The organism is Citrobacter sp. Cy070 (assembly GCF_030332245.1).
Classification (GTDB): Bacteria; Pseudomonadota; Gammaproteobacteria; order Enterobacterales; family Enterobacteriaceae; genus Citrobacter; species Citrobacter youngae.
Genome location: NZ_JAOWIG010000058.1, coordinates 53048 through 77477, shown reverse-complemented (window position 1 = coordinate 77477; position 24430 = coordinate 53048). Strand labels below are relative to the sequence as shown.

Here is a 24430-nt window from a genome sequence, read left to right as displayed (position 1 = left end):
GTCTATGATTAGACCCAGACAATAAAAAAATGTGAGGCAATGTCGTGGATAAGGAACTACTGGATGCAGGTTACCGGGCCTATACCGGCGAGAAGATTGACGTCTATTTCAACACGGCGATATGTCAGCATTCGGGCAATTGCGTGCGGGGAAGCGCGAAACTGTTTAACCTGAAACGTAAACCGTGGATCATTCCGGATGAAGTGGATGTCGAGACGGTTATCAGGGTCATCGATACCTGTCCGAGCGGTGCGCTGAAATATCGCCAGAAATGAGTGAGGGGACTATGGAAATTCTTGCAGGCCACAACAAGTTTTATGTCAATGATGCCGAGGGCAACCAGGTTGCTGAGATAGTATTTGTGCCGACGGGCGAGCATCTGAGCATCATTGAACATACCGATGTCGACCCCAGCCTGAAAGGTCAGGGCGTCGGCAAACAGCTGGTGGCGAAAGTGGTAGAGAAGATGCGCGCTGAAAACCGCAAAGTGATCCCGCTGTGTCCGTTTGCCAAACATGAGTTCGATAAAACTCGCGAGTACGACGATATTCGCGCCTGATTATCACACGAGCGCCGGAACGCATCCCCGCTATCCGGCGCATCACTGCCGATGCAGCAGATCCTGATAAATCCCCGTCAGTACCCCTTGTGGCCCAAACTCTTTTTTAATCCACTGCGTTACGCGACCGGTTGCTGCGTGCTGGGTTGCCAACAGCATGCGTGAATCCTGACGCGGGTTGTGGATCTGCCGCGTGACCAGCAGCGACTTTTCCATCGCTTCGCGTACCATATAGTCCGGTAAAAAGCCGATGCCTTCACCCAGAATCTGGCACTGACACTTGGTATTAAAATCAGGAACCAGAATCGACTCCTGTCCGTGTAACAGCCAGCCGACCTTCTTGTTAATGGTGTGCGCGGTGTCTTCCACCATGATGTTCGGGTACAGGCGCAGCTGGCTCTCAGAAATAGGTTCAGGCATAAAGGCGAGCGGATGATCAGGGGCAATCGCAAACGACCAGCGGATCGCGCCAATCTCAGTGTAATCAATGCCGCCGCCGTCCAGTAACGTATCGGGCGCGCCGATAGCAATGTTGGCGAGGTTGTTGATGATCGAATCCCAGACGCCGTTATACACCTCGGTGGTGACGGTTATCTGGCAGGTCGGAAACTGCTTTTTGAGTACCTGTAACAGCCGTGCAGTATGCTGTGGGGTATACAACAGCTGGTTAATGCAAATGCGTACCCTCGCTTCAATTCCCTGGGCGATAGTATCGATGCTGCGCTTGATGGCGTGGAAGTCATTCAGCAGGTCGGTTGCTTTGCGAAAGAAGTAGCGACCGGACTCGGTGAGCTCAATGCTGCGGGTACTGCGAGTAAACAGCACCACATCGAGCCCCATCTCCATACGTTTGATGGTGTAGCTGATGGCCGACGTTGTTAAGCCAAGCTCCTCAGCGGCCTTGCTGAAACTGCTGTAGCGCGCTGCCATCGTAAAGGCCAGCAGGTTTTCCTCGGTAAAAATTGAATTCATCCGTTCTCCCCTCAGACCATGCTGCGATGTCCACGATACGATGATTGTTGAATGTATTTGTAATCCTTATCGAGAGCAATCAGTTTTGAACAGAATTTAACACTAGGGTTACATTTGATTTGAAGGCAATCACACTTCTGTATTTTAGTTGCGACCCGCTATCTGTGCTGCATACCGCCTGATTTCCCCAGGCTCTGATTCATCGCTAAAACGGCTTCCGTCATAAGGGAAAGATTGCACTACAGCACGTTTTACTCTCATTATTAAATTTGATTCAACAATCGACACGCTTACGATGAATGAAATTTAAGCGGATGTTATTCTCTAAACTCTGTTGCTATTCTCAGGTTATCGGAAATATGAAGAGTCTAAAAAACTGCAGGAGAGTGATTATGTCAGAGAAAGAACTTATTACTGAATTTCTGCTGGCGGCAGAACAGGGTAACGTCGAAGGATTAAAATCCTGTCTGGAAAAAAATGTGGATATTAATGCCACCAACCGTCAGGGCCGTACTGCCATAATTATTGCCAGCCTGAATAAGCATTACGATTGTGTTTCTTTATTGATTGCCGCCGGTGCTGATATTAATAAGCAAGATCAAACCTGCTTTAATCCATTCCTGATTAGCTGCCTGACAAATGACTTAACGCTACTGCGTTTGGTATTACCGGCTAACCCGGATCTTGAGCGTCTGAGTCGTTTTGGCGGTGTCGGCATTACGCCTGCCAGCGAAAAAGGCCATGTCGAGATCGTGCGTGAGCTGCTGCTGCGTACCGATATCAATGTCAACCATACTAATTTTGTTGGCTGGACGCCGCTCCTGGAAGCCATCGTACTTAATGACGGTGGCGCGAAGCAGCAGGAGATCGTTAAGCTGCTGCTCGACCATGGCGCAAACCCGCACATGACGGATAAATACGGTAAAACCCCGCTGGAACTGGCGCGAGAGAAAGGGTACCACGAAATTGCCGAGCTGCTGATTGCCGCCGGAGCCTGACAGAGGAGCGCCATTATCGCTACGCCATCACGGCGATGCGTACTGGCGCTAACCGCCGACGGCGCGTTTCTTTCATTCCGGGGAACGGGACGGGTCGAACAGGTTTTTTCCCACGCGGTAAACCTGTTGATACCTGAACAGCAGCGGTTGCTGACGTTACTGAGTGAAGATTGTGATAACGCACCTAACAGCTGTCGGCTGGCGCTGACGCATTGTGAAGACCTGTTTCACCCCGGTGAGCTGGTCAATTTTAGCGGGTTGGGAATAGTTGTTGGCAATGATAAATGGATAGAAACTTCCGGGTGCCTGCCGTGGCGAATGCCACAGTGGACATCTGATGCAGCAAGTCTTGCCGCAGTCGGCTGGCAGCATTGGGAAGAGGTTATCCGCCAACAGCTAAGAAGCGACGACACATTATTTTTGTATCAGGGTGACAATCCGTTTTTTCAGGAAATCACCCGTCAATTACACAACCGCCGACAAACATTACTGACGGCGTTGCGTACAGGAGAAAATATCTCTACAGCGGTCAGCCATTTAATTGGTCTGGGGATTGGGCTGACGCCATCATCGGATGATTATTTAGTTGGTCTAAGTACCATCTTATTTATTCCAGGACACCCGCTGGGAAAATATCGTGAAGATTTTTTAGCAGCTTTACAATGTGCCGGAAATAATACGACATTACTCAGTAAAATTACGCTGGAGGAGGCTTTTCATCAGCGCTATCGGGAAAGTGTCGCACGACTGCTGAACCATATTATTAATGAGCAACAACCCGTTTCTACGCAATATATAACTGATATTAAAAATATCGGCTCAAGTTCTGGCTGCGACATGCTGTACGGCATGGCAGATGCCTGCGCCCTGAGCCACAGGTCCGGAGGGAATTATGTCGATCAGGATAGTTGTTAAAAAGAATACGTACTTTGATTCGGTCTCACTGATGTCTATTTCAACACGCGCAAATAAGCTCGATGGTGTGGAGCAGGCGTTCGTGGCTATGGCGACAGAAATGAATAAGGGCGTGCTGAAGAATCTCGGCCTGCTCACGCCTGAACTGGAAGAGGCGAAAAGTGGCGATCTGATGATTGTCATTAAAGGCGCCAGCGAAGCGGCGAACGAGCAGACGCTGGTGGCGATTGAGGATCTGTTCACGCATAAAGAGCAGGGCGGCCAGCACGAAGCGCGCTATGCCACGCTCGCCAGCGCGAAGAAGCACGTTCCCGACAGCAACCTGGCGGTGATCTCGGTCAATGGCCTGTTTGCCGCGCGTGAAGCGCGTCAGGCGCTGCAAAATAACCTCAACGTGATGTTGTTCTCTGACAACGTCTCTCTTGAAGACGAGCTGATGCTTAAGCAACTGGCGCACGAAAAAGGGCTGTTGATGATGGGGCCAGACTGCGGAACCGCCATCATTAACGGCGCGGCGTTGTGTTTTGGCAACGCGGTGCGTCGCGGCAACATCGGAATTATTGGTGCGTCCGGTACCGGTAGCCAGGAACTGAGCGTACGCATTCACGAGTTTGGCGGCGGAATTTCCCAGCTGATTGGCACCGGTGGACGCGATCTGAGTGAGAAGATTGGCGGCCTGATGATGCTTGACGCGATTGGCATGCTGGAGGCCGATCCGCAAACTGAGATCATCGCGCTTATCTCCAAACCTCCTGCGCCAGCGGTGGCGCGCAAGGTGCTGGAACGTGCGCGCGCCTGTCATAAGCCCGTGGTGGTGTGTTTCCTCGGACGTGAAGCCGCGCCTGCGGATGAAAAAGGCCTGCAGTTTGCCCGCGGTACTAAAGAGGCGGCGTTGAAAGCGGTGCTGCTGACCGGCGTGAAAAAAGAGAGCCTGGATCTGCATCCGCTCAACTGGCCGCTGATTGAAGAGGTTCGCGCCCGTCTGACCCCGCAACAAAAGTACATCCGTGGCTTGTTCTGCGGTGGCACGTTGTGCGATGAGGCGATGTTTGCTGCCATGGAAAAACATGCCGAAGTTTACAGCAACATTCATCCGGATCCGGCGTTCCGCCTGCAAGATCTCAATCGCAGCGTGGCGCATACCTTCCTCGATTTCGGTGATGACGATTTTACCAACGGCAAACCGCACCCGATGATCGATCCCACCAACCGCATTAGTCGTCTGTTGCAGGAAGCGCGCGATCCTGAAGTCGGCGTGATCGTGATGGACTTTGTGCTTGGCTTTGGATCGCATGAAGATCCGGTTGGCGTAATGCTCGATGCGATCGTTGAAGCCAAAGCGATCGCCGCCGCAGACGGTCGTCCGCTTGAGATCCTCGGCTATGTGCTGGGAACCGATCTTGATACGCCGTCACTGGAAAAACAGTGCCAGATGCTGACCGATGCTGGCGTCATCTGGGCGAGCAGTAGCACCAACACCGGATTGCTGGCGCGTGAATTTATCTGTAAAGGGGAGGAAGCCTGATGAGCCAGACACTGTTTAACCAGCCGCTGAATGTGATTAATGTCGGTATCGCGATGTTCAGCTATGACCTGAAAAAGCAGAACGTTCCCGTGACCCAGCTCGACTGGACGCCGCCGGGCCAGGGCAACATGCAGGTGGTTGCTGCACTGGACGAGATTGCCGATTCGCCGCTGGCAGACAAAATCGCTGCCGCTAACCAGCAGGCGCTGGAACGTATTATCCAGTCGCATCCGGTGCTGATTGGCTATGACCAGGCAATCAATGTCGTGCCGGGGATGACCCGCAACACCATCCTGCACGCTGGACCGCCAATCCGCTGGGAAAAAATGTGCGGCGCAATGAAGGGCGCAGTCACCGGTGCGCTGGTGTTTGAAGGGCTGGCGAAAGATCTGGATGAAGCCGCCGAACTGGCCGCCTCGGGCGAAATTATCTTCTCTCCGTGCCACGAGCATGACTGCGTTGGCTCGATGGCGGGTGTGACGTCAGCATCCATGTTTATGCACATCGTTGAGAACAAAACCTACGGCAACCGCGCATATACCAATATGAGCGAGCAGATGGCGAAGATCCTGCGCATGGGAGCGAACGATCAAAGCGTTATCGATCGTCTGAACTGGATGCGTGATGTGATGGGCCCAATGCTGCGCGATGCCATGAAGCTGGCGGGAGAAATAGACTTGCGCCTGATGCTGGCGCAGGCGCTACACATGGGCGATGAGTGCCATAACCGTAACAATGCCGGGACGGCGCTGCTGATTCAGGCACTGACGCCGTGGATCATTCAGACCGGTTATCCGGTTGAGCAGCAGCGTGAGGTGTTCGAATTCGTCCTCAGCAGCGATTACTTCTCCGGGCCGACCTGGATGGCGATGTGTAAAGCCGCAATGGACGCCGCCCACGGTATTGAATACAGCACCGTGGTGACGACGATGGCGCGTAACGGCGTTGAGTTCGGTCTGCGCATCAGCGGCTTACCGGGTCAGTGGTTTACCGGTCCGGCGCAGCAGGTGATTGGCCCGATGTTTGCGGGCTATAAGCCGGAAGATTCCGGACGCGATATCGGCGATAGCGCGATCACCGAAACCTACGGTATTGGCGGTTTCGCCATGGCGACGGCACCGGCTATCGTGGCGCTGGTGGGGGGTACGGTCGAAGAGGCCGTTGATTTCTCGCGCCAGATGCGTGAAATCACTCTCGGCGAAAACCCCAACGTCACCATTCCGCTGCTTGGTTTTATGGGCGTACCGACCGCTATCGATATTACGCGCGTGGGCAGCACCGGCATTCTGCCGGTGATCAACACCGCAATTGCGCACAAAGACGCGGGGATCGGCATGATCGGTGCCGGAATAGTCCACCCGCCGTTCGCCTGTTTTGAAAAGGCGATCCTCAACTGGCGCGACCGCTACTGCCAATAACAACAATCGGGGCTGACGCGGTTAGCCCCACAGTAGCGAAGCGAAAAACGTTGCTTACCTGCAGGGCTGGGCGATCTTCGCGATCGCAAACGATGCTTAACCTGTTAAGGATATTCCATGAACAGCATAAAACTAGAATGGAAACGTGGTGACTGGGCAGCTTACTTTGGGCTGATGACCAACAACCTGACTAACCTGCTGACAATGATGGGGCTGCTCATTTTTGTCGTCGGGATCCCTACCGAAATTGTCTATGGTCGCATTGCGCCTGCCTTTGGTCTGGCGGTGCTGGTGGCCAGCGTCTGCTACGCCTGGTTTGGCCTGCAGATGGCAAAGCACACCGGGCGTAAAGACGTGACGGCGCTGCCGTCCGGACCGAGCGCACCGTCAATCTTTACCGTCACCTTCCTGGTACTGATGCCGGTTTATCAGCAAACCAAAGATGCCAACTTTGCTATCCAGATAGCGCTGGTATGGTGCTTTGTCGAAGCGTTGATCCTGGTGGGCGGCTCCTTCCTGGGCGAAACCATCCGCAAGATGATCCCACGTACGGTACTGCTTTCTTGTCTGTCCGGCCTGGGACTGTTGCTGCTGGCGATGAACCCGATGCTGCAGGCATTCGAAGCGCCGACCGTCTCTTTCATCGTGCTGTTGCTGATCTTCATTAACTGGTTCGGTAAGAAGCCGATTTTTGCCCGTATTCCTACCGGTTTGCTGCTGCTGATTGCCGGTACGGCCCTGGCGTGGATCTCCGGTTTACAAAGCCCGGAAGCCATTAAAGCGTCGATGTCTTCCTTTGGCTTCAACCCGCCGGAAATTCATGTCGACAGCTTCTTGCAAGGTTTGCCGCATGCACTGCCGTATCTGGCTTCTGCGGTTCCTCTGGGTCTGGCGAACTACATTTTCGACCTTGAGAACATTGAAAGTGCGCACGCGGCGGGGGATGAGTACAACACCCGTAAGGTGATGATGGCGAACGGCTTTGCCTCCATGCTCGGCTGCATGCTGGGCAATCCGTTCCCGGTGACCGTGTATGTTGGGCATGCGGGCTGGAAAGCGATGGGCGCCAGCATCGGCTATACCCTCGCTTCAGGCATCACCATGTTCCTGGTACCGCTGTTTGGGCTGGGCGCGTTTATGCTCGCCATTATTCCGATGACCGCGATAGTGCCGATTCTGGTGTTTATCGGCGTGGTGACCGCCAACCAGGTGGTGCGAGAAACGCCCAAAGTCGAGGTTCCCGTCATCTTCATCTGTCTGTTCCCGTGGATTGCCAACTGGGCATTGACCATCGTTAACAGCGTGATGGGCGCCGCCGGAACCTCTGCGGGGAAACTGGGCAGTGACCTGCTGCACAGCAAAGGCGTCTATTACGACGGACTGGTGCATCTGGGAAGCGGCGCGCCGCTGGCCAGCATGCTGTGGGGCTGTGTCGCTATCTTCGCCATTATGAATAAGCCGTTACGCGGGGCGATTGCCGCAGCCTTTGGGGCACTGCTGTCGCTGTTTGGCGTGATCCACTCCCCGGCAGTTGGCTTTGCTGAGGGCAGCTCGATGATGTTTGTTGTGGCCTACCTGATGATGAGCGGCATGTTTGTCGTCAAACATATTCTCGACAGTCGTGAAGCGGCTACTGCGCCTGAGCAGGAACCGACGAAAACAACCTGAATCGCCTGCAAGCGGAAGAAAATACGATGAAAGAACTTGTGGTCGTTGCCATTGGCGGCAACAGCATTATCAAAGATAACGCCAGCCAGTCGATTGAGCACCAGGCTGAAGCGGTGAAGGCGGTGGCGGACACGGTGCTGGAGATGTTGGCATCGGACTACAACATTGTGCTGACACACGGTAACGGGCCGCAGGTGGGGCTGGATCTCCGACGTGCGGAAATCGCGCACGAGCGTGAAGGGTTGCCACTCACCCCGCTGGCAAACTGCGTTGCCGATACTCAGGGCGGTATCGGTTATCTGATCCAACAGGCGCTGAATAACCGTCTGGCGCGGCGCGGTGAGCAGAAGGCAGTTACGGTGGTCACGCAGGTGGAGGTCGACAAAAACGATCCGGGCTTCGCTAATCCGACCAAGCCTATCGGGGCGTTCTTTAGCGAAGCGCAGCGCGATGAGTTGCTGCGGGTCAATCCGGGCTGGCGCTTTGTCGAGGATTCGGGGCGCGGCTACCGGCGGGTTGTGGCTTCCCCTGAACCCAAACGTATTGTTGAAGCAGAGGCCATCAAAACGCTGACCCAGCAGGGGTTTGTGGTGATTGGTGCGGGTGGCGGCGGCATCCCGGTGGTGCGTAGCGAGCACGGGGACTATCACAGCGTGGATGCGGTGATTGATAAAGATCTCTCCACGGCGTTGTTGGCGCAGGAGATCCGCGCCGACATTCTGGTGATCACCACCGGCGTAGAGAAAGTGTGTATTCACTTCGGCAAACCCAACCAGCAGGCGCTGGATACGGTGGATATTGCGACAATGACCCGCTACATGCAGGAAGGTCACTTCCCGCCGGGCAGTATGTTACCCAAAATCGTTGCCAGCCTGACGTTCCTTGCGCGTGGCGGTAAGCGGGTAATCATCACCACGCCGGAATGCCTGCCTGCCGCACTGCGCGGTGAAACGGGCACCCATATTGTCCATTCCTGAGAGGAGATGCGAATGAAGGAAAGTAACAGCCGCCGTGAATTTTTAAGCCAGAGCGGAAAAATGGTCACTGCTGCCGCGCTGTTTGGCGCAGTGGCTCCGGTCACGTATGCTGCTAATCCTGTCGGGAACACCTGCGGGTCGAAGAGCACAATGACGATTAACGATAAGCACTATTACCTGGATAACGTCCTGCTGGAAGCGGGGTTTGATTACGAAAACTCGGTGGTGGTACATACCCGTACCGCGCTGCAAACCGTTGAAATCCAGGACGGGAAAATTGTTGCGCTGCGCGAGAATAAGCAGCATCCGGATGCGGCGCTGCCGCACTACGATGCGGGTGGAAAGCTGATGCTGCCCGCCATGCGCGACATGCATATCCATCTGGATAAAACCTTTTACGGCGGTCCCTGGCGTTCGCTGAACCGTCCGGCGGGCACCACCATTCAGGATATGCTCCGCCTGGAGCAAAAGCTGCTGCCTGAACTCCAGCCTTATACCCAGGAGCGGGCGGAAAAGCTTATCGATCTGCTGCAATCAAAAGGCACCTCGATTGCCCGCAGTCATTGCAATATCGAACCGGTTTCCGGACTGAAAAACCTGGAGAACCTGCAGGCGGTGCTGGCGCGTCGCCAGCCGGGTTTTGCCTGCGAAATCGTGGCGTTTCCGCAGCATGGCCTGCTGTTATCAAAATCTGAACCGTTAATGCGTGAAGCGATGCAGGCGGGAGCGCAGTATGTCGGCGGTCTGGACCCAACCAGCGTCGACGGCGCGATGGAAAAATCACTCGATACCATGTTCCAGATTGCGCTCGATTACAACAAAGGCGTGGATATCCATCTGCATGAAACCAGTCCGGCGGGCGTGGCGGCGGTGAATTACATGGTAGAAACGGTGGAGAAAACCCCGCAGTTGAAGGGAAAACTGACCATCAGCCATGCATTTGCGCTGTCTACGCTGAACGAGCAGCAGGTGGATGAACTGGCAGCCCGCATGGCGGCGCAGCAAATTACCATTGCCTCGACGGTGCCGATTGGCACGATGCACATGCCGCTAAAACAGCTGCGCGACAAAGGCGTGGAAGTGATTACCGGGACTGACAGCGTGATTGACCACTGGTCGCCGTACGGGCTGGGCGATATGCTGGAAAAGGCGAATCTGTACGCACAGCTCTATATTCGCCCGAATGAACTCAACCTGTCACGGGCGTTGTTCCTCGCTACCGGTGATGTGCTGCCGCTTAACGATAAAGGTGAGCGCGTCTGGCCGAAAGCGCAGGATGAAGCCAGCTTTGTGCTGGTGGATGCCTCCTGCTCGGCGGAAGCGGTCGCCCGCATCTCTCCACGTACCGCAACTTTCCACAAAGGCCAACTGGTGTGGGGGAATGTCGCAAGCTAGTTTGGTTTTCCGCGCAGCGGCTATCGCTGCTGCGCTCCCATATATTAACCGACGATCCCCATATAGCCGTGAATCCCCATATATAAGCCGACCATTGCAATGAGCACGCTGGAAAAATAGGGCGCTTTGCGTGCCAGCGTGTTAAATCCGCTCCAACGCTTGGCCGCCTGCTGCACGCTGATTGCCGCGCCCACGCCCACCGTTACCAGCGTTATCGCCAGCCCGAGGCTAAAGCACAGCACCATCGTTGCCCCCAGCGTAAAGGCTTTGAGCTGGATACAAATCAGCAGTACCGTAATGGCCGCAGGACACGGGATTAACCCGCCGGTCAGGCCAAACAATAAAATTTGGCCGTTGGTGACCTCTTTGCCCGCAAAGCGGCGCTGAATATCGGTGGCATGCGCCCGTTCGTGGGCGTCCTGATACTCTTTCGAACTTTCGCTCAGCCCTGCTAACGCGGCATGGTTATGATCGTGGTCATGGTCATGATGATGATCGTCATCGTGATCATGATGATGGTGGTGATGGTCGTCATGATCATGGTGATGCCCGTGATCGTGGTCGTGATGCGTCTGGGCCAGCCAGTTCTGCTCTCCCTGCCAGGTTCGCCAGAACATCCAGAATGCGGTCCCGAGAATAATTATCGCCGAGACAAACTGCAGCCAGGGCTCCACGGCCTGGGCTGTAAACGCTTTGCTGATATACATCCCGCCGAGCGCAATCAACCACACCACAGCGGTATGCGACAGGGTAGCCGCCAGCCCCAGCATCACCGCCTGCTTGATAGTCCCCTTTATGGCGATAATAAAGGCCGCCATCATTGTCTTGGAATGCCCCGGTTCCAGACCGTGCAACACACCTAATAGAATCGCGCTGGGAATGAAAAACCAGGCGTTGCCTTGCTGAAGAAGCGTCGAAAACTCACCCATGAGAATGATTCTTAGTTGTTTTGTTTCACCGGATTCTACTCCCCCCCAGTATTAAATACTACCCCCCAGTAGAATGACGATGGTATTGTCGCTACAGACAGACGTTAAAAAAGGTATTGCAATGTCACATACGATCCGCGACAAACAGAAGCTGAAAGCCCGAACCAGTAAGATTCAGGGCCAGGTAGCGGCGTTGAAAACCATGCTGGATGAACCGCATGAATGCGCGGCGGTATTGCAGCAAATAGCGGCGATCCGCGGTGCGGTAAACGGATTAATGCGTGAAGTGATTAAAGGTCATCTGACCGAGCACATTGTGCATCAGGGCGATGAAATAAAGCGTGAAGAGGATTTGGATGTGATCCTGAAAGTGCTGGATTCGTACATCAAATAAGTCAGTTTAACGGCTCATCCACACACTGATGAATGAGCCGTTGATAACGTCATTTAGCCAAAAAACATCACAGATACACACAGCAGACCGACAATCAACGTTATCAGGTTCCCCACTGAACGGTACGGCTTCAGCGCCGGGATCAGATAGGTAGACAATGTCGGCATGATAAACAAAATCATGGCAATCAGCGGCCCACTAATCGCGTAAATCATTGAAATAGCATTAGGATTAATGCAGCAGATGATAAACGTGATAGCCGAGACCAGCATGATGGACAAAGCGCGGTTAAAGGCCCGGCTTTTCTTCACACCCACCTGATGCAACGATGTTTTTACTACCTCCGTTGCTCCTTCAATCACGCCAAAGTAGGTGCCGAGGAACGATTTTGACATCGCCACGACGGCAACGATGATCCCAGAAATCGACAGCCATGCCGGTGCGTTAGGCATCATCGACAGCGCTGACAGAATGGTCACGCCTTCATTTTTTGCATCCTCGATATAGTTTGTCGGAATCGAAAGCAAACAGCTGAAAACGAAAAACAGCACGCTCAGGCAGATGATGACGTAGGCTACCTTCATGATTTTTTTGCATTTACCCATGGCCTGCTCGCCGTATTTCTCACGTCGATCAATGGCGAACGTGGAGATAATTGGCGTATGGCTAAAAGCGAAAACCATCACGGGAATAGATATCCAAACCTGATGAAGCGTGTGCTGATCGACAGACATCTGGCCGGTGAGTAACGTTGGCTGCCAGCTTCCGGTCAGGTAGAGCGAAAGGAATAAAAAATACGCGATGAGCGGGAACACCAGAAAGCCCATCACCCGGATGGTGGCTTGTCGACCCATCAGAAAAATTAAATTCAGCACCAGTACCACGCCGAGACTTACCAGCATGCGTATGCGTAGATCAATCTCGATATGTTTTGCCAACTGTTCGGTGAGTGAATTGGTTATCGCCACGGCGTAGATCAGCACCACCACAAAGAAGGCAATAAAATAAAGCGTCGTGATCAGGCTGCCTATCTTCTTGCCATAGTAGTGGGTGACCGCGCCGGTGATCCCTTCACCTGCAGAGGTTTTTGACGACAGAATAAACTGGCACAGCGCCTTGTGCGGCCAGTAGGTTAAAGGCCAGGCGACGAGTGCGGTGATAAACAGTACCACCGCGCCTGCAGAACCCAGCTGTATGGGAAGGAAGAGGGTTCCTGCGCCGACGGCAGTCCCATATAGTGCGAAGCTCCAGAGAGTCTCTTCTTTTGACCAAAATTTCGACATTATTTGAACGTATCAACTATAAAATAAACAAAAAGAAGCGCAATTTACCACAAATGAGAGGGGCTGGGGGAGGTGTGAACAAGTGGGCTGGTGAATGGATGAATAGCCGGAATTGAGAAAATTCCGGCTATTGTTTGAATTATCAGGCAGTAACGCGCTGCTGGCGACGCTTCATAACACGCTCGCGTAACGTGTCATATGCCCAGTTATAGAACATGGTGTACGGCAGGAAGAACAGGAAGAAACCTATTTCCAACGTGAATGCCTGAAACAGGCTGACGTTCAGCACATACGCCACGATGCTCACCCCGATCACAATAAAACCACTCTCAAAACCTAACGCGTGGAATGCGCGTACTTTAGCCGTACGTTTCACCAGATGTGACGGCCATAAGCGGTCAAACAGGGCGTTATATATGATATTCCAGATCATTGCTGTCGTTGCCAGCAGAATGGTCAGCCCGCCCATTTCCAGTACCGAGCGCTGCATCAACCATGCGGTGGTTGGTGCGAGAACAGCGGTGGCAATGCCTTCAAAGCAGACGGCATGAAAAATACGCTCTACTAGCGAGCGGCGTTGGACTGTATCGTGTTGCATAACCTAAAACCTTCTTTGATGCCCGGATAACGGAATGGTGGCAATTTTATCGTTTTATGTGATATCTAAAAGATAGTATCCATCGATAAAGTAGATAGTTCATGCGTTACTCTCCTGAAGCATTAACGGCATTTGTGGAGACCGTTTCCTGCGGTTCATTTTCTGCGGCGGCCCGGCGGCTGCGCAAAAGCCAGTCCACCATCAGTACGGCCATTGCGCATCTGGAAGCCGACCTTGGTTTTGCGCTGTTTGACCGTTCATCACGCCAGCCAACGCTGACCGAAGAAGGTAAGCGGGTGCTGGGTTATGTGCAGGCGATTCTGACGGCCAGCGAACGACTGGATGAAGCGGCGATCTCGTTGTCGGGTGAAACTGAGGCGCGTCTGACCTTCGTGTTGTCAGACACGCTGCATCCGGATGTGCTGGAAGAGTTGATGGTGCAGTTTGATCGCAAGTTTCCCCATACCGAGTTTGAATGTCTGATTGGCGAAGACGAGGACGTGATCGATCTGCTGCAAAAAGGACGTGCGCAGGTGGGGTTGATCGAAGCGCGGGAGGATTACCCGACCGACATGGGCGTCACGCGCCTGCCGATGCAAACCTGGATGGGATTATATGTTGCGGCTTCGCATCCGCTGGCGGCGCAGGAAAAACTGCAGTGGGAACAGCTGCATACCTGGCGCGAGCTGCGTCTGAACACCTATCTGGAAAGCCGTACCAACGTGGCGCGCGGCCCTGTGTGGTCTGCTCCCAACTATTTGTTGCTGCTGAGTATGGCGGTTCAGGGATTCGGCTGGTGCGCGCTGCCTTGCGCGCTGGTAGAAGAATTTGCCGCAGAAAAGCCGCTGGTTCCATTGACGCTGCCCGGTTGGCCAAAGGCTATCTCTATCGATCTGTTGTGGAATAAGAAATCCCCGCCAGGCGTGGCGGGAAGTTGGCTGCGCGACCATTTACAGCAGAGTGGCGTTCAGATGACCAATAAATGATACGAATTTCCTTTGTGATAAAAATCACCTTTTTTAAACAACCTTGATAACTCTTTTTAACAATCATCTACTATTGCGGTGTTATTTTGCGCTGAGGTGGTGATGAAAGAGGTTGTGATAGTCGGGGCGTTAAGGACACCGATTGGCTGCTTCCAGGGGACGCTGGCGCGCCACTCTGCCGTTGAATTAGGCAGCATGGTAGTCAGGGCGTTACTGGAACGCACGGGCGTGGACGTTCACGCCGTGGATGAAGTGATCCTCGGTCAGGTGCTTACCGCAGGTGCCGGGCAGAATCCGGCGCGTCAGTCTGCCATCAATGGTGGGCTACCCAATACCGTTTCCGCCATCACCATTAACGATGTCTGTGGTTCGGGCCTGAAAGCGCTGCATCTGGCGACCCAGGCTATCCAGTGCGGCGAAGCCGACATTGTGATTGCGGGTGGGCAAGAGAATATGAGCCGCGCCCCGCATGTCCTTACGGATAGCCGCACCGGCGCACAGCTGGGGAACAGCCAACTGGTCGACAGCCTGGTACATGACGGGCTGTGGGATGCTTTCAACGACTACCATATGGGTGTTACCGCTGAAAATCTGGCACGGGAATATGGTATCAGCCGCGAATTACAGGACGCCTACGCGCTTCATTCGCAGCACAAAGCGCGGATGGCAATTGATGCCGGGCGCTTTAAAGATGAGATCGTGCCGGTAGTGACCCAGCGTAATGGGCAATCCTTTGTGGTGGATACCGACGAGCAGCCGCGCACCGATGCCAGCGCCGAAGGGCTGGCGCGTCTGGATCCTACCTTCGACAGACTCGGTTCGGTCACGGCGGGCAACGCGTCATCTATCAATGATGGCGCTGCCGCGGTGATGATGATGAGCGAAGCCAAAGCGCAGGCGCTGAATTTACCCATACTGGCGCGCATTCGCGCCTTTGCCAGCGTCGGTGTCGATCCTGCGCTCATGGGGATAGCTCCGGTATACGCGACGCGTCGCTGCCTTGAGCGCGTCGGCTGGCAACTGGCGGATGTCGATTTGATTGAAGCCAATGAAGCCTTCGCCGCGCAGGCATTATCCGTTGGGAAAATGCTGGAATGGGACGAGCGTCGGGTGAATGTGAACGGCGGAGCCATTGCGCTCGGTCATCCGATTGGCGCATCAGGCTGCCGGATTCTGGTTTCACTGGTACATGAAATGGTGAAGCGTCGGGCGCATAAAGGGCTGGCAACGTTATGTATCGGCGGCGGCCAGGGGGTGGCACTCGCTATCGAACGAGATTAACGATCTTACATTTACCGTCTTAAACGCCTTTCTAAGTGTTTTCCCTGCACCTGTAAAAAAGCCCTCCAGCAGGAGGGCAAGGCCAGTTACAGAAACATACACTCTAAACACAGTCAACTTATCAAAACATTGTTTCATTTCATGTGATTAACTGCGCACTTTGTTAGAAAAGGTGTCTTATCGGCCTATAAACTCGGCTGAATTTTCCATTTTTTATCCCCACCTCTAGTGAATGAATAAATTTATCTTATTGTTATTAAATGATTTTATTTAAACCTATTTCGCTATTTATACGCGCTGGCGTGATCGCACTTACACTTTTGATAATAAGATGCGGAAAAAGTGAAACATCGTTTTAGTTATAATTGAAAACCCGTCCCGGGAGGGATATCATGAACGCATTAGGTAAAACGGAACGGCGTTTTGCTATCGCTCAAGAATTCACGGTCAATTTATCACTGGAGGTAAATGTGGACGTAAGACAAAGCATCCATAGTGCGCATGCGAAAACCCTGGATACCCAGGCGCTGCGTAATGAGTTTTTGGTAGAAGAAGTGTTTGTCGCAGATGAATACACCATGGTCTACAGCCACATCGACCGCATCATTGTTGGCGGCATTATGCCTGTGGGCAAAACCGTCTCTGTGGGTGGTGAAGTTGGCAAACAGCTGGGCGTAACCTACTTCCTGGAGCGTCGTGAGTTAGGCGTGATCAACATCGGCGGCCCGGGCACGATTACCGTTGACGGTCAGTGCTATGAAATTGGTCATCGCGATGCGCTGTATGTCGGTAAAGGGGCAAAAGAAGTTGTTTTTGCAAGCATTGACCCTGCAAAACCCGCCAAGTTCTATTATAACTGCGCGCCGGCACACATGACTTATCCAACCAAAAAAGTGACCCCAGCCGACGTTGCGCCAGTGACGTTGGGTGATGATCTCACGAGTAACCGCCGTACCATCAACAAGTATTTTGTGCCGGACGTACTGGAAACTTGCCAACTGAGCATGGGCCTGACCGAACTGGCGCCGGGCAACCTGTGGAACACCATGCCGTGCCATACCCATGAACGCCGTATGGAAGTCTATTTCTACTTCAATATGGAAGAGGACACCTGTGTCTTCCACATGATGGGGCAGCCTCAGGAAACGCGTCATATAGTGATGCACAACGAGCAGGCGGTGATTTCTCCGAGCTGGTCAATTCACTCCGGCGTCGGCACAAAAGCGTATACGTTCATTTGGGGCATGGTCGGCGAAAACCAGGTCTTTGATGATATGGACCATGTTGCAGTCAAAGATCTGCGCTAGTTGCGGGCGACAGCCTTGCCTGCCTGTGGCGGGCATTATAAAAATTTAAGGATTTATAATGATTTTGAATGCATTCTCTCTTGAAGGTAAAGTCGCCGTTGTGACGGGTTGTGACACCGGTCTGGGTCAGGGTATGGCGCTGGGCCTGGCGGAAGCGGGCTGCGATATCGTGGGTATCAACATTGTTGAGCCGACTGAAACCATCGAACGTGTTACCGCACTGGGCCGCCGTTTTTTAAGCCTGACCGCCGATCTGCGTCAGATTGATGGTATTCCGGCACTGCTGGAGCGTGCGGTCGCAGAATTCGGTCATATCGACATTCTGGTCAACAACGCCGGTCTTATCCGTCGTGACGATGCTATCGACTTCAGCGAAAAAGACTGGGACGACGTGATGAACCTGAACATTAAGAGCGTGTTCTTCATGTCTCAGGCGGCGGCGAAGCACTTTATCGCGCAGGGTAATGGCGGCAAAATTATCAACATCGCCTCTATGCTCTCCTTCCAGGGCGGCATCCGAGTGCCGTCTTACACCGCGTCTAAAAGCGGCGTAATGGGCGTCACCCGTCTGATGGCCAACGAGTGGGCAAAACATAACATCAACGTCAACGCGATCGCGCCGGGTTATATGGCGACCAATAACACGCAGCAACTGCGTGCTGATGAGCAGCGTAGCGCCGAAATTCTCGATCGTATCCCGGCGGGCCGTTGGGGTCTGCCAAGCGATCTGATGGGGCCAGTAGTGTTCCTGGCGTCCAGCGCATCTGACTACATTAACGGTTATACCGTTGCGGTCGACGGTGGGTGGCTGGCGCGTTAATTTACCGTCCAGCATCAACAAACCCTGCCAATGGCAGGGTTTTTTTTGGTGTTAAGTTATTTTAGTCCATATTCTGTTTATAAATTAATCCATACATAATTATATATGTATGGGTTGGCAATAATTAATACTCTTTAATATCAGTACATTAAATTTAATTGAGTAATTAGCGATAAATTTTAAAATTGGAATATCCATCACATAACGATGTGGTGCAGCAATTTTATCCATGTTTTTGCCGTTTCCCGCCTGACGCTTCCTGCAAGGGATCCCTTACTTTCATCGACATGGCTTACTCTGTATCTGGCAGGAAAAAATGGTCTCAATTAATCATGAAGCTGCTTTAACACCGCGTACGCAGCGCGATACGCGACGTATGAACTTGTTTGTCTCTATTTCTGCGGCTGTCGCAGGGTTGTTATTCGGCCTGGATATCGGCGTAATTGCCGGCGCGTTGCCTTTCATCACCGATCACTTTGTCCTGACCAGTCGCCTGCAGGAGTGGGTGGTCAGCAGTATGATGCTGGGCGCGGCAATTGGTGCGCTGTTTAACGGTTGGCTGTCATTCCGCCTGGGACGTAAATACAGTCTGATGGCGGGGGCGATCCTTTTCGTCGTCGGATCTCTGGGCTCGGCGTTTGCCTCCAGCGTAGAAATGCTCATTTTTGCCCGCGTGGTACTGGGCGTTGCCGTAGGTATCGCCTCTTACACCGCGCCGCTCTATCTCTCCGAAATGGCCAGTGAGAACGTGCGCGGCAAGATGATCAGCATGTATCAACTGATGGTAACGCTGGGGATCGTACTGGCCTTTTTATCTGATACGGCGTTTAGCTACAGCGGTAACTGGCGCGCTATGCTGGGCGTGCTGGCGCTTCCGGCGGTGTTACTGATTATCCTGGTTGTTTTCCTGCCAAACAGCCCGCGCTGGCTGGCGGAGAAAGGCCGCCACATCGAAGCCGAAGAAGTATTACGCATGTTGCGTGATACCTCAGAAAAGGCCCGTGATGAACTGAACGAAATTCGTGAAAGCCTGAAGCTGAAGCAGGGCGGTTGGGCGTTGTTTAAAATTAACCGTAACGTACGGCGCGCGGTTTTCCTTGGGATGTTGTTGCAGGCAATGCAGCAGTTCACCGGGATGAACATCATTATGTACTACGCCCCACGTATTTTTAAAATGGCCGGTTTTACCACGACTGAACAGCAGATGATTGCCACGTTAGTCGTTGGCTTAACCTTTATGTTCGCGACTTTTATTGCTGTTTTTACAGTAGATAAAGCCGGACGCAAACCGGCGCTGAAAATTGGTTTCAGCGTGATGGCCATTGGGACGCTGGTGCTTGGTTATTGCCTGATGCAGTTTGATAACGGCACGGCTTCCAGTGGGCTATCCTGGCTGTCAGTTGGCATGACGATGATGTGTATTGCCGGCTACGCAATGAGCGCCGCGCCGGTGGTGTGGATCCTGTGTTCGGAAATTCAGCCGCTGAAATGCCGTGATTTTGGTATTACCTGCTCCACCACCACCAACTGGGTGTCGAACATGATTATCGGCGCAACGTTCCTGACGCTGCTCGACAGCATTGGCGCAGCCGGTACGTTCTGGCTTTATACCGCACTGAACGTCGTATTTATTGGTATTACCTTCTGGCTTATTCCTGAAACCAAAAACGTTACGCTTGAGCATATCGAACGTAAGCTGATGGCTAGCGAGAAGTTAAGAGATATTGGGGTGTAAGTAGTGAGGCGCAGTGTCGGATGACGTCTCGTGCAGGCCGGGTAAGCGTAAGCGATACCCGGCATTTTTGTATAACAAGGTTCGAGAATAGAGAGATTACGCCTGCAGGAAGTCTTCGCGTACCGGGGTGAAGGTATCGAGTAATGTTCCCGGCTGTAAACAGACGCAGCCGTGCATAATATTGGGTTGCTTGTACAGGGTGTCTCCTGCACTGACGACATGCTTTTCTTCCCCAATCGTAAATTCAAACTCGCCCGATAAAACGTACGTGAGTTGTTCATGCGGATGGCTGTGCATCGGGCCAACTGCGCCCTGCTCGAAATTGACTTCCACGGCCATCATTTTGCCATCGTGAGCCAGAATACGCCGGGTAACGCCGTTACCCAGATCTTCAAGCGTGGTTTCTTTATGAAAAATAAACATTCGATATCCTTGCAATAAAATGAAACATTATTTCATTAAATTTATATCAGAAAATAAAAAAAGGAAATGTGCGCCGGCAGATGTGGAAAGTTGATCACATCTTTGGTTCACTGGGAGGACAACCACGAATAAGGGTAAATGATGAAAACGATCGGTCTGTTAGGCGGAATGAGCTGGGAATCTACTATTCCTTATTATCGTCTGATTAATGAAGGGGTTAAGCAGAATCTGGGCGGTCTGCATTCTGCGAAAATTCTGCTGCACAGCGTCGATTTCCATGAGATTGAAGCGTGTCAGTCGAACGGTGACTGGCAGCGGGCAGGGGAGATCCTGGCGCAGGCAGCGGTGGGGTTACAGCAAGCGGGAGCTGAGGGAATTGTGCTGTGTACCAACACTATGCATAAAGTGGCCGAGGCCATTGAAACGGCCTGCGATGTCCCGTTTTTGCATATTGCCGATGCAACAGGTCGGGCCATACAGCAACAGAAGATGAGTAACGTCGCGCTGTTGGGCACGCGTTACACCATGGAACAGGATTTCTATCGTGGGCGTTTACAGATGGAATTTGGCATTAGCACGCTAATCCCTGACGCTGACGACCGACAGAAAATAAACCAGATTATTTTCGAGGAACTGTGCCTTGGTGAATTTAGCGAAATTTCCCGCGATTATTACCTGAGCGTGATTGAGCGACTGGCTCGTCAGGGGGCACAAGGGGTGATCTTTGGCTGCACCGAAATTGGCCTGCTGGTTCCCACTGAAATGAGCCCGTTGCCGGTCTTCGATACCGCGGCGATCCATGCGCAGGATGCCGTGACGTTTATGCTTTCACCTGAGATTGTAAAATAGCCTCCAGCGGGTCAGTAAGCCGGTGGAGATGGGCCTGTAGATGTGCTGTAAAAGCATCAACCAGCGCGGATGCCGGGCGATGCAGTGGATGGATCAGGCTGACGGTAAAAGGCACCGAAACACTAAAACGCCGGATTACAATCCCGCTGCCTGCGTAATCCAGGGCGGTCAGCGGGTTCACTACCGAGATCCCCACGCCGGCACGTACCATCGCACAAATTGATGCGGCACTGTGCGTTTCTATGACCATTCGGCGCTTGACCTGATGATCATTAAACAGGGTATCCAGCAACTGGCGATAACTGTCGGTGCGCGACAGGCTGATATAGTTTTCCCCCTGAAAATCTTGCGGTGTTAATACTGCTTTCCCGGTCAGCGGATGTCCCTGTGGCAGCACGCAAACTTCATCCAGCGACAGTAATTCAGTACGTTTAGTCCCGGCGGGGGTATGCAGGGTCTCAGTTAACCCGAGATCGTGGCGCTGTGCCGACAGCCACTCTTCCAGCAACGGCGACTCCTGCGGCACTATCTGAATATTGACCTGCGGATAGCGCTCGAGAAATGGCTGCAGCAGCGGCGGTAAAAAGGACTGTGAGAACACTGGCAGGCAGACAATCGACAGCTCACCCTGACGAAACTCACGCAGGCTCTCTGCGGCGCTCACAATTCTGTCCAGGCCATACCACGAACGTTGCACCTCTTCAAACAGGCGTAGCCCCTGCACTGTGGGATGCAGTCGGCCTCGCGTACGTTCGAACAGTGTTAACCCCAGAACTTTTTCAAATCTTGCCAGCTCGCGACTGACGGTAGGCTGAGACGTGTGCAGCATCCGTGCGGCTTCCGTCAGGTTGCCTGCTGTCATGATGGCGTGAAAAATTTCGATGTGTCGCAGGTTAACGGCGGGCATGGGCAATCCTCGAATGAATCAATCCATATCATTTTTGCATAGACTCACGATAAAACGATATTTTTTATTCTCTTCGGGCTGTGGCGTAATCATAAAAAAGCCAATACCGGAGCACACCATGCCACGTCCACTCAACAGCACTGATACTGACCTGACCGCAGATAACCTGCTGCGTCTGCCCGCCGAATTCGGCTGTCCGGTATGGGTTTACGATGCGCAGATTATCCGCGCGCAGATAGCCAAACTGAGTCAGTTTGATGTGGTGCGTTTTGCCCAAAAGGCCTGCTCGAATATTCATATTTTGCGTCTGATGCGTGAGCAGGGCGTGAAGGTGGATTCCGTCTCGCTGGGTGAGATTGAACGTGCGCTGGCAGCAGGTTTTGTGCCGGAGAATGATGAAATCGTCTTTACCGCCGATATGATTGACCAGGCGACGCTGGCCCGGGTGCATGAGCTACGTATTCCAGTAAACGCCGGGTCGGTTGATATGCTGGAACAACTGGGTCAGGTTTCGCCAGGGCATCGTGTATGGCTGCGCGTCAACCCAGGTTTTGGTCACGGGCATAGTCAGAAAACCAATACCGGCGGCGAGAACAGCAAGCACGGTATCTGGTATAGCGACCTTCCGGCGGCGCTGGAGGTGATTCAGCGTTATCAACTGAAACTGGTGGGCATTCACATGCATATCGGCTCCGGTGTGGACTACGGGCATCTGGAGCAAGTGTGTGGCGCGATGGTGCGTCAGGTTGTTGAATTAGGTCAGGATCTGGAGGCTATATCTGCGGGCGGAGGTTTGTCGATCCCATATCGCGAAGGAGAAGAGGCGATCAACACCGATCACTACTTCGGACTGTGGAACGCCGCACGAGAGCAAATCGCCAAACATCTGGGGCATCCGGTGAAGCTTGAGATCGAGCCAGGACGTTTTCTGGTGGCCGAAGCGGGTGTGCTGGTGGCGCAGGTGCGCAGTGTGAAAGAGATGGGCAGTCGCCACTTCGTGCTGATCGACGCGGGCTTCAACGATCTGATGCGGCCAGCAATGTACGGCAGCTATCACCATATCTCCGCATTGGCCGGGGATGGCCGCTCGCTGGGTAATGCGGCGCAGATTGAGACGGTGGTTGCCGGGCCGCTGTGCGAATCGGGCGATGTTTTTACCCAACAGGAAGGCGGTAAAGTCGAAACCCGTCTATTACCTGCGGTAGTGCCGGGAGATTACCTGGTATTGCATGATACCGGTGCGTATGGCGCGTCGATGTCGTCGAACTACAATAGCCGCCCGCTGCTGCCGGAGGTTCTGTTCGATAACGGTGTGGCGCGACTCATTCGCCGTCGTCAGACTATTGATGAGCTGTTAGCGCTGGAATTTATCTGAATACAGCGTTATGAAACGCCGGAAGGCGCTACGCTTATCCGGCCTACGAAATAAACGGTGGGGCCTGTAGGCCGGATAAGGCGAAGCCGCCATCCGGCATCTGATTACGTGAAGTTCGGCCCCGTTGTCACCGATTCCCGTAACACCAGTTTGCCGGTAAACGGTGGGATCGGCTCCACGCTTTCGCCGTTGGCCAGACGGATAGCCTGATCGATTGCCGTGGTTATCATGGTATCGATCGGCAGATAAACGGTAGACAGCCCCGGCTCCAGCCATTTCGCGCTGGGCGCATCATCAAAACCAAACAACGAAACATCCTCGGGGATCTTTAGTCCTGCCTGATGTAATGCTTTCGATGCACCTAACGCCATGTCATCGTTACAGGCGAACAGCGCGCTGAATATCACTCCTTCATCCAACAGTTCACGACAGGCTTCATAGCCTCTGGTCATCGTTGAATCACCGTATTTGACCTTGGCGGGTTCCCAGGGAATACCGTTTTTTTCCAGCGCCTTACGATATCCCATTAACCGAGATTTACCGGTTGGTGTATGGCCGGGTACGGTGATGCAGGCAATATCACGATGTCCTTGCGATATGAGGTAATCGACGGCCTGAAACGCCGCGTCTTCCTGTTCAAAGAAAATCGCGCGGTCGCGGGCCTGGCTGACGTCGCGGTTAATGACCAGCAATGGCATATCAATGCGGCTCATCAGCGACATAATCGCCTTTTCGCTCATGTAGCGGGTGTAGAGAATAATGGCGTCGCACTGTCGGTCGGCCAGCATTTGAACGGCTTCCTGCTCACGCTCTGGTGTGTCATGGCCGTCGGTGACAATCAGCTGTTTACCGTGAGACTCCGTCTGGCGCGAAGCCTGTTGTAGCAGGCGACCAAAGTAGAAGCCATCAAATGTAGATACCACTAAACCAATGCTGTTGCTGGTGCGGTTTGCCAGTGAGCGCGCTAAAAAATTAGGCCGATAATCTAATGCCTGCATGGCGTTGAAGACTTTCTGGCGCGTGCTTTCTTTAACCTGCCCCGTACCATTAAGTACGCGTGAAACGGTCGCTTTCGATACGCCAGCATGTCGTGAAACGTCTAACATCGTTGTCATG

General features: G+C 53.2%; 24 protein-coding genes. 17 read left to right on the top strand and 7 right to left on the bottom strand.

Annotation, left to right across the window (positions count from 1 at the left end):
- Positions 1–44 precede the first annotated feature (44 nt).
- Positions 45–275 carry a 4Fe-4S mono-cluster protein YjdI gene (gene yjdI / locus OGY19_RS09300; RefSeq protein ID WP_061068514.1) on the top strand — a complete coding sequence of 77 codons (231 nt, stop codon included), beginning with the start codon at positions 45–47 and terminating at the stop codon, positions 273–275.
- A gap of 11 nt (positions 276–286) precedes the next feature.
- Positions 287–559, top strand: a complete 273-nt coding sequence (locus OGY19_RS09295; protein ID WP_003033869.1) for a GNAT family N-acetyltransferase — start codon at positions 287–289, stop codon at positions 557–559.
- 42 nt (positions 560–601) lie between these two features.
- On the opposite strand, the gene OGY19_RS09290 is transcribed toward OGY19_RS09295, so the two are convergent.
- A complete protein-coding gene (locus OGY19_RS09290) occupies positions 602–1531 on the bottom strand; it encodes a LysR substrate-binding domain-containing protein (RefSeq protein WP_005123372.1) in 930 nt (309 codons plus the stop codon).
- 392 nt (positions 1532–1923) lie between these two features.
- Between OGY19_RS09290 and OGY19_RS09285 the strand changes: the two genes are divergently transcribed.
- The 7 genes from OGY19_RS09285 (at position 1924) to OGY19_RS09255 (ending at position 10427) form a co-directional block, all read left to right on the top strand.
- Positions 1924–2529 carry an ankyrin repeat domain-containing protein gene (locus tag OGY19_RS09285; protein WP_101741593.1) on the top strand — a complete coding sequence of 202 codons (606 nt, stop codon included), beginning with the start codon at positions 1924–1926 and terminating at the stop codon, positions 2527–2529.
- A 42-nt stretch (positions 2530–2571) separates the two neighbouring features.
- Positions 2572–3444 (top strand): oxamate carbamoyltransferase subunit AllH family protein, encoded by an 873-nt coding sequence (locus OGY19_RS09280; RefSeq protein ID WP_502873219.1) that lies wholly within the window; start codon positions 2572–2574, stop codon positions 3442–3444.
- Positions 3422–4969 carry an acyl-CoA synthetase FdrA gene (fdrA, locus tag OGY19_RS09275; RefSeq protein ID WP_115601517.1) on the top strand — a complete coding sequence of 516 codons (1548 nt, stop codon included), beginning with the start codon at positions 3422–3424 and terminating at the stop codon, positions 4967–4969. The genes OGY19_RS09280 and fdrA overlap by 23 nt, the downstream gene beginning before the upstream one ends.
- Positions 4969–6387, top strand: coding sequence for a YlbE family protein (locus tag OGY19_RS09270; protein ID WP_115601518.1), 1419 nt, complete (start codon positions 4969–4971; stop codon positions 6385–6387). The genes fdrA and OGY19_RS09270 overlap by 1 nt, the downstream gene beginning before the upstream one ends.
- A gap of 117 nt (positions 6388–6504) precedes the next feature.
- Complete coding sequence (locus OGY19_RS09265; protein WP_105242191.1) at positions 6505–8055, top strand: xanthine permease; 1551 nt, start codon at positions 6505–6507, stop codon at positions 8053–8055.
- A 26-nt stretch (positions 8056–8081) separates the two neighbouring features.
- Entirely contained in the window at positions 8082–9032 is a 951-nt protein-coding gene (locus OGY19_RS09260; RefSeq protein WP_061068511.1) for a carbamate kinase family protein, read from the top strand.
- 12 nt (positions 9033–9044) lie between these two features.
- Positions 9045–10427, top strand: a complete 1383-nt coding sequence (locus tag OGY19_RS09255) for an amidohydrolase family protein (protein WP_286596371.1) — start codon at positions 9045–9047, stop codon at positions 10425–10427.
- A gap of 44 nt (positions 10428–10471) precedes the next feature.
- On the opposite strand, the gene OGY19_RS09250 is transcribed toward OGY19_RS09255, so the two are convergent.
- Entirely contained in the window at positions 10472–11356 is an 885-nt protein-coding gene (locus tag OGY19_RS09250; RefSeq protein ID WP_115601521.1) for a nickel/cobalt efflux protein RcnA, read from the bottom strand.
- Between the two features lie 121 nt (positions 11357–11477).
- On the opposite strand from OGY19_RS09250, the gene rcnR reads away from it, so the two are divergent.
- Positions 11478–11750: a Ni(II)/Co(II)-binding transcriptional repressor RcnR gene (rcnR, locus tag OGY19_RS09245; RefSeq protein WP_003033900.1), complete on the top strand. Its 273-nt coding sequence runs from the start codon at positions 11478–11480 to the stop codon at positions 11748–11750.
- A gap of 53 nt (positions 11751–11803) precedes the next feature.
- Here rcnR and OGY19_RS09240 read toward each other — a convergent pair whose 3' ends face one another.
- Positions 11804–13033: an amino acid permease gene (locus tag OGY19_RS09240; protein ID WP_115601522.1), complete on the bottom strand. Its 1230-nt coding sequence runs from the start codon at positions 13031–13033 to the stop codon at positions 11804–11806.
- A 142-nt stretch (positions 13034–13175) separates the two neighbouring features.
- Positions 13176–13631, bottom strand: coding sequence for a multidrug/biocide efflux PACE transporter (locus tag OGY19_RS09235; protein ID WP_003840976.1), 456 nt, complete (start codon positions 13629–13631; stop codon positions 13176–13178).
- 101 nt (positions 13632–13732) lie between these two features.
- Between OGY19_RS09235 and OGY19_RS09230 the strand changes: the two genes are divergently transcribed.
- The 5 genes from OGY19_RS09230 to araE all read left to right on the top strand — a co-directional run bounded on the left by OGY19_RS09230 (position 13733) and on the right by araE (position 19760).
- Positions 13733–14617 carry a LysR family transcriptional regulator gene (locus OGY19_RS09230; RefSeq protein WP_115601523.1) on the top strand — a complete coding sequence of 295 codons (885 nt, stop codon included), beginning with the start codon at positions 13733–13735 and terminating at the stop codon, positions 14615–14617.
- Positions 14618–14719: 102 nt separating this feature from the next.
- On the top strand, positions 14720–15898 hold the full coding sequence (locus OGY19_RS09225) for an acetyl-CoA C-acetyltransferase (RefSeq protein WP_005123390.1): 1179 nt from the start codon (positions 14720–14722) through the stop codon (positions 15896–15898).
- A gap of 470 nt (positions 15899–16368) precedes the next feature.
- A complete protein-coding gene (kduI, locus tag OGY19_RS09220) occupies positions 16369–17205 on the top strand; it encodes a 5-dehydro-4-deoxy-D-glucuronate isomerase (protein WP_005123391.1) in 837 nt (278 codons plus the stop codon).
- 58 nt (positions 17206–17263) lie between these two features.
- Positions 17264–18025: a 2-dehydro-3-deoxy-D-gluconate 5-dehydrogenase KduD gene (gene kduD / locus OGY19_RS09215; protein WP_003033923.1), complete on the top strand. Its 762-nt coding sequence runs from the start codon at positions 17264–17266 to the stop codon at positions 18023–18025.
- 316 nt (positions 18026–18341) lie between these two features.
- Entirely contained in the window at positions 18342–19760 is a 1419-nt protein-coding gene (araE, locus tag OGY19_RS09210; protein WP_115601524.1) for an arabinose-proton symporter AraE, read from the top strand.
- Positions 19761–19856: 96 nt separating this feature from the next.
- On the opposite strand, the gene OGY19_RS09205 is transcribed toward araE, so the two are convergent.
- Positions 19857–20183 carry a cupin domain-containing protein gene (locus OGY19_RS09205; RefSeq protein ID WP_061068507.1) on the bottom strand — a complete coding sequence of 109 codons (327 nt, stop codon included), beginning with the start codon at positions 20181–20183 and terminating at the stop codon, positions 19857–19859.
- A gap of 141 nt (positions 20184–20324) precedes the next feature.
- On the opposite strand from OGY19_RS09205, the gene OGY19_RS09200 reads away from it, so the two are divergent.
- Positions 20325–21032 carry an aspartate/glutamate racemase gene (locus tag OGY19_RS09200; protein ID WP_115601525.1) on the top strand — a complete coding sequence of 236 codons (708 nt, stop codon included), beginning with the start codon at positions 20325–20327 and terminating at the stop codon, positions 21030–21032.
- On the opposite strand, the gene OGY19_RS09195 is transcribed toward OGY19_RS09200, so the two are convergent.
- Positions 21004–21939, bottom strand: coding sequence for a LysR family transcriptional regulator (locus tag OGY19_RS09195; protein WP_048213118.1), 936 nt, complete (start codon positions 21937–21939; stop codon positions 21004–21006). The genes OGY19_RS09200 and OGY19_RS09195 overlap by 29 nt on opposite strands.
- Before the next feature lie 118 nt (positions 21940–22057).
- Here OGY19_RS09195 and lysA point away from each other — a divergent pair, with 118 nt between their 5' ends.
- Positions 22058–23314, top strand: coding sequence for a diaminopimelate decarboxylase (gene lysA, locus OGY19_RS09190; protein ID WP_115601526.1), 1257 nt, complete (start codon positions 22058–22060; stop codon positions 23312–23314).
- Positions 23315–23418: 104 nt separating this feature from the next.
- Here the strand turns inward: lysA and OGY19_RS09185 are convergent, their stop codons facing one another.
- Entirely contained in the window at positions 23419–24429 is a 1011-nt protein-coding gene (locus tag OGY19_RS09185) for a LacI family DNA-binding transcriptional regulator (RefSeq protein ID WP_048213116.1), read from the bottom strand.
- Position 24430: the final 1 nt, after the last annotated feature.

Excerpts from the sequence above, each read along its gene's own strand:
- OGY19_RS09255 (WP_286596371.1), top strand. The coding sequence starts at position 9,045 with ATGAAGGAAAGTAACAGCCGCCGTGAATTTTTAAGCCAGAGCGGAAAA.
- rcnR (WP_003033900.1), top strand. The coding sequence starts at position 11,478 with ATGTCACATACGATCCGCGACAAACAGAAGCTGAAAGCCCGAACCAGT.
- OGY19_RS09290 (WP_005123372.1), bottom strand. The coding sequence starts at position 1,531 with ATGAATTCAATTTTTACCGAGGAAAACCTGCTGGCCTTTACGATGGCA.
- OGY19_RS09205 (WP_061068507.1), bottom strand. The coding sequence starts at position 20,183 with ATGTTTATTTTTCATAAAGAAACCACGCTTGAAGATCTGGGTAACGGC.
- OGY19_RS09265 (WP_105242191.1), top strand. The coding sequence starts at position 6,505 with ATGAACAGCATAAAACTAGAATGGAAACGTGGTGACTGGGCAGCTTAC.
- OGY19_RS09200 (WP_115601525.1), top strand. The coding sequence starts at position 20,325 with ATGAAAACGATCGGTCTGTTAGGCGGAATGAGCTGGGAATCTACTATT.
- OGY19_RS09285 (WP_101741593.1), top strand. The coding sequence starts at position 1,924 with ATGTCAGAGAAAGAACTTATTACTGAATTTCTGCTGGCGGCAGAACAG.
- araE (WP_115601524.1), top strand. The coding sequence starts at position 18,342 with ATGGTCTCAATTAATCATGAAGCTGCTTTAACACCGCGTACGCAGCGC.
- OGY19_RS09260 (WP_061068511.1), top strand. The coding sequence starts at position 8,082 with ATGAAAGAACTTGTGGTCGTTGCCATTGGCGGCAACAGCATTATCAAA.
- OGY19_RS09235 (WP_003840976.1), bottom strand. The coding sequence starts at position 13,631 with ATGCAACACGATACAGTCCAACGCCGCTCGCTAGTAGAGCGTATTTTT.
- OGY19_RS09185 (WP_048213116.1), bottom strand. The coding sequence starts at position 24,429 with ATGACAACGATGTTAGACGTTTCACGACATGCTGGCGTATCGAAAGCG.
- OGY19_RS09240 (WP_115601522.1), bottom strand. The coding sequence starts at position 13,033 with ATGTCGAAATTTTGGTCAAAAGAAGAGACTCTCTGGAGCTTCGCACTA.
- OGY19_RS09195 (WP_048213118.1), bottom strand. The coding sequence starts at position 21,939 with ATGCCCGCCGTTAACCTGCGACACATCGAAATTTTTCACGCCATCATG.
- OGY19_RS09230 (WP_115601523.1), top strand. The coding sequence starts at position 13,733 with ATGCGTTACTCTCCTGAAGCATTAACGGCATTTGTGGAGACCGTTTCC.
- OGY19_RS09225 (WP_005123390.1), top strand. The coding sequence starts at position 14,720 with ATGAAAGAGGTTGTGATAGTCGGGGCGTTAAGGACACCGATTGGCTGC.
- OGY19_RS09270 (WP_115601518.1), top strand. The coding sequence starts at position 4,969 with ATGAGCCAGACACTGTTTAACCAGCCGCTGAATGTGATTAATGTCGGT.
- fdrA (WP_115601517.1), top strand. The coding sequence starts at position 3,422 with ATGTCGATCAGGATAGTTGTTAAAAAGAATACGTACTTTGATTCGGTC.
- kduD (WP_003033923.1), top strand. The coding sequence starts at position 17,264 with ATGATTTTGAATGCATTCTCTCTTGAAGGTAAAGTCGCCGTTGTGACG.
- OGY19_RS09250 (WP_115601521.1), bottom strand. The coding sequence starts at position 11,356 with ATGGGTGAGTTTTCGACGCTTCTTCAGCAAGGCAACGCCTGGTTTTTC.
- lysA (WP_115601526.1), top strand. The coding sequence starts at position 22,058 with ATGCCACGTCCACTCAACAGCACTGATACTGACCTGACCGCAGATAAC.
- OGY19_RS09295 (WP_003033869.1), top strand. The coding sequence starts at position 287 with ATGGAAATTCTTGCAGGCCACAACAAGTTTTATGTCAATGATGCCGAG.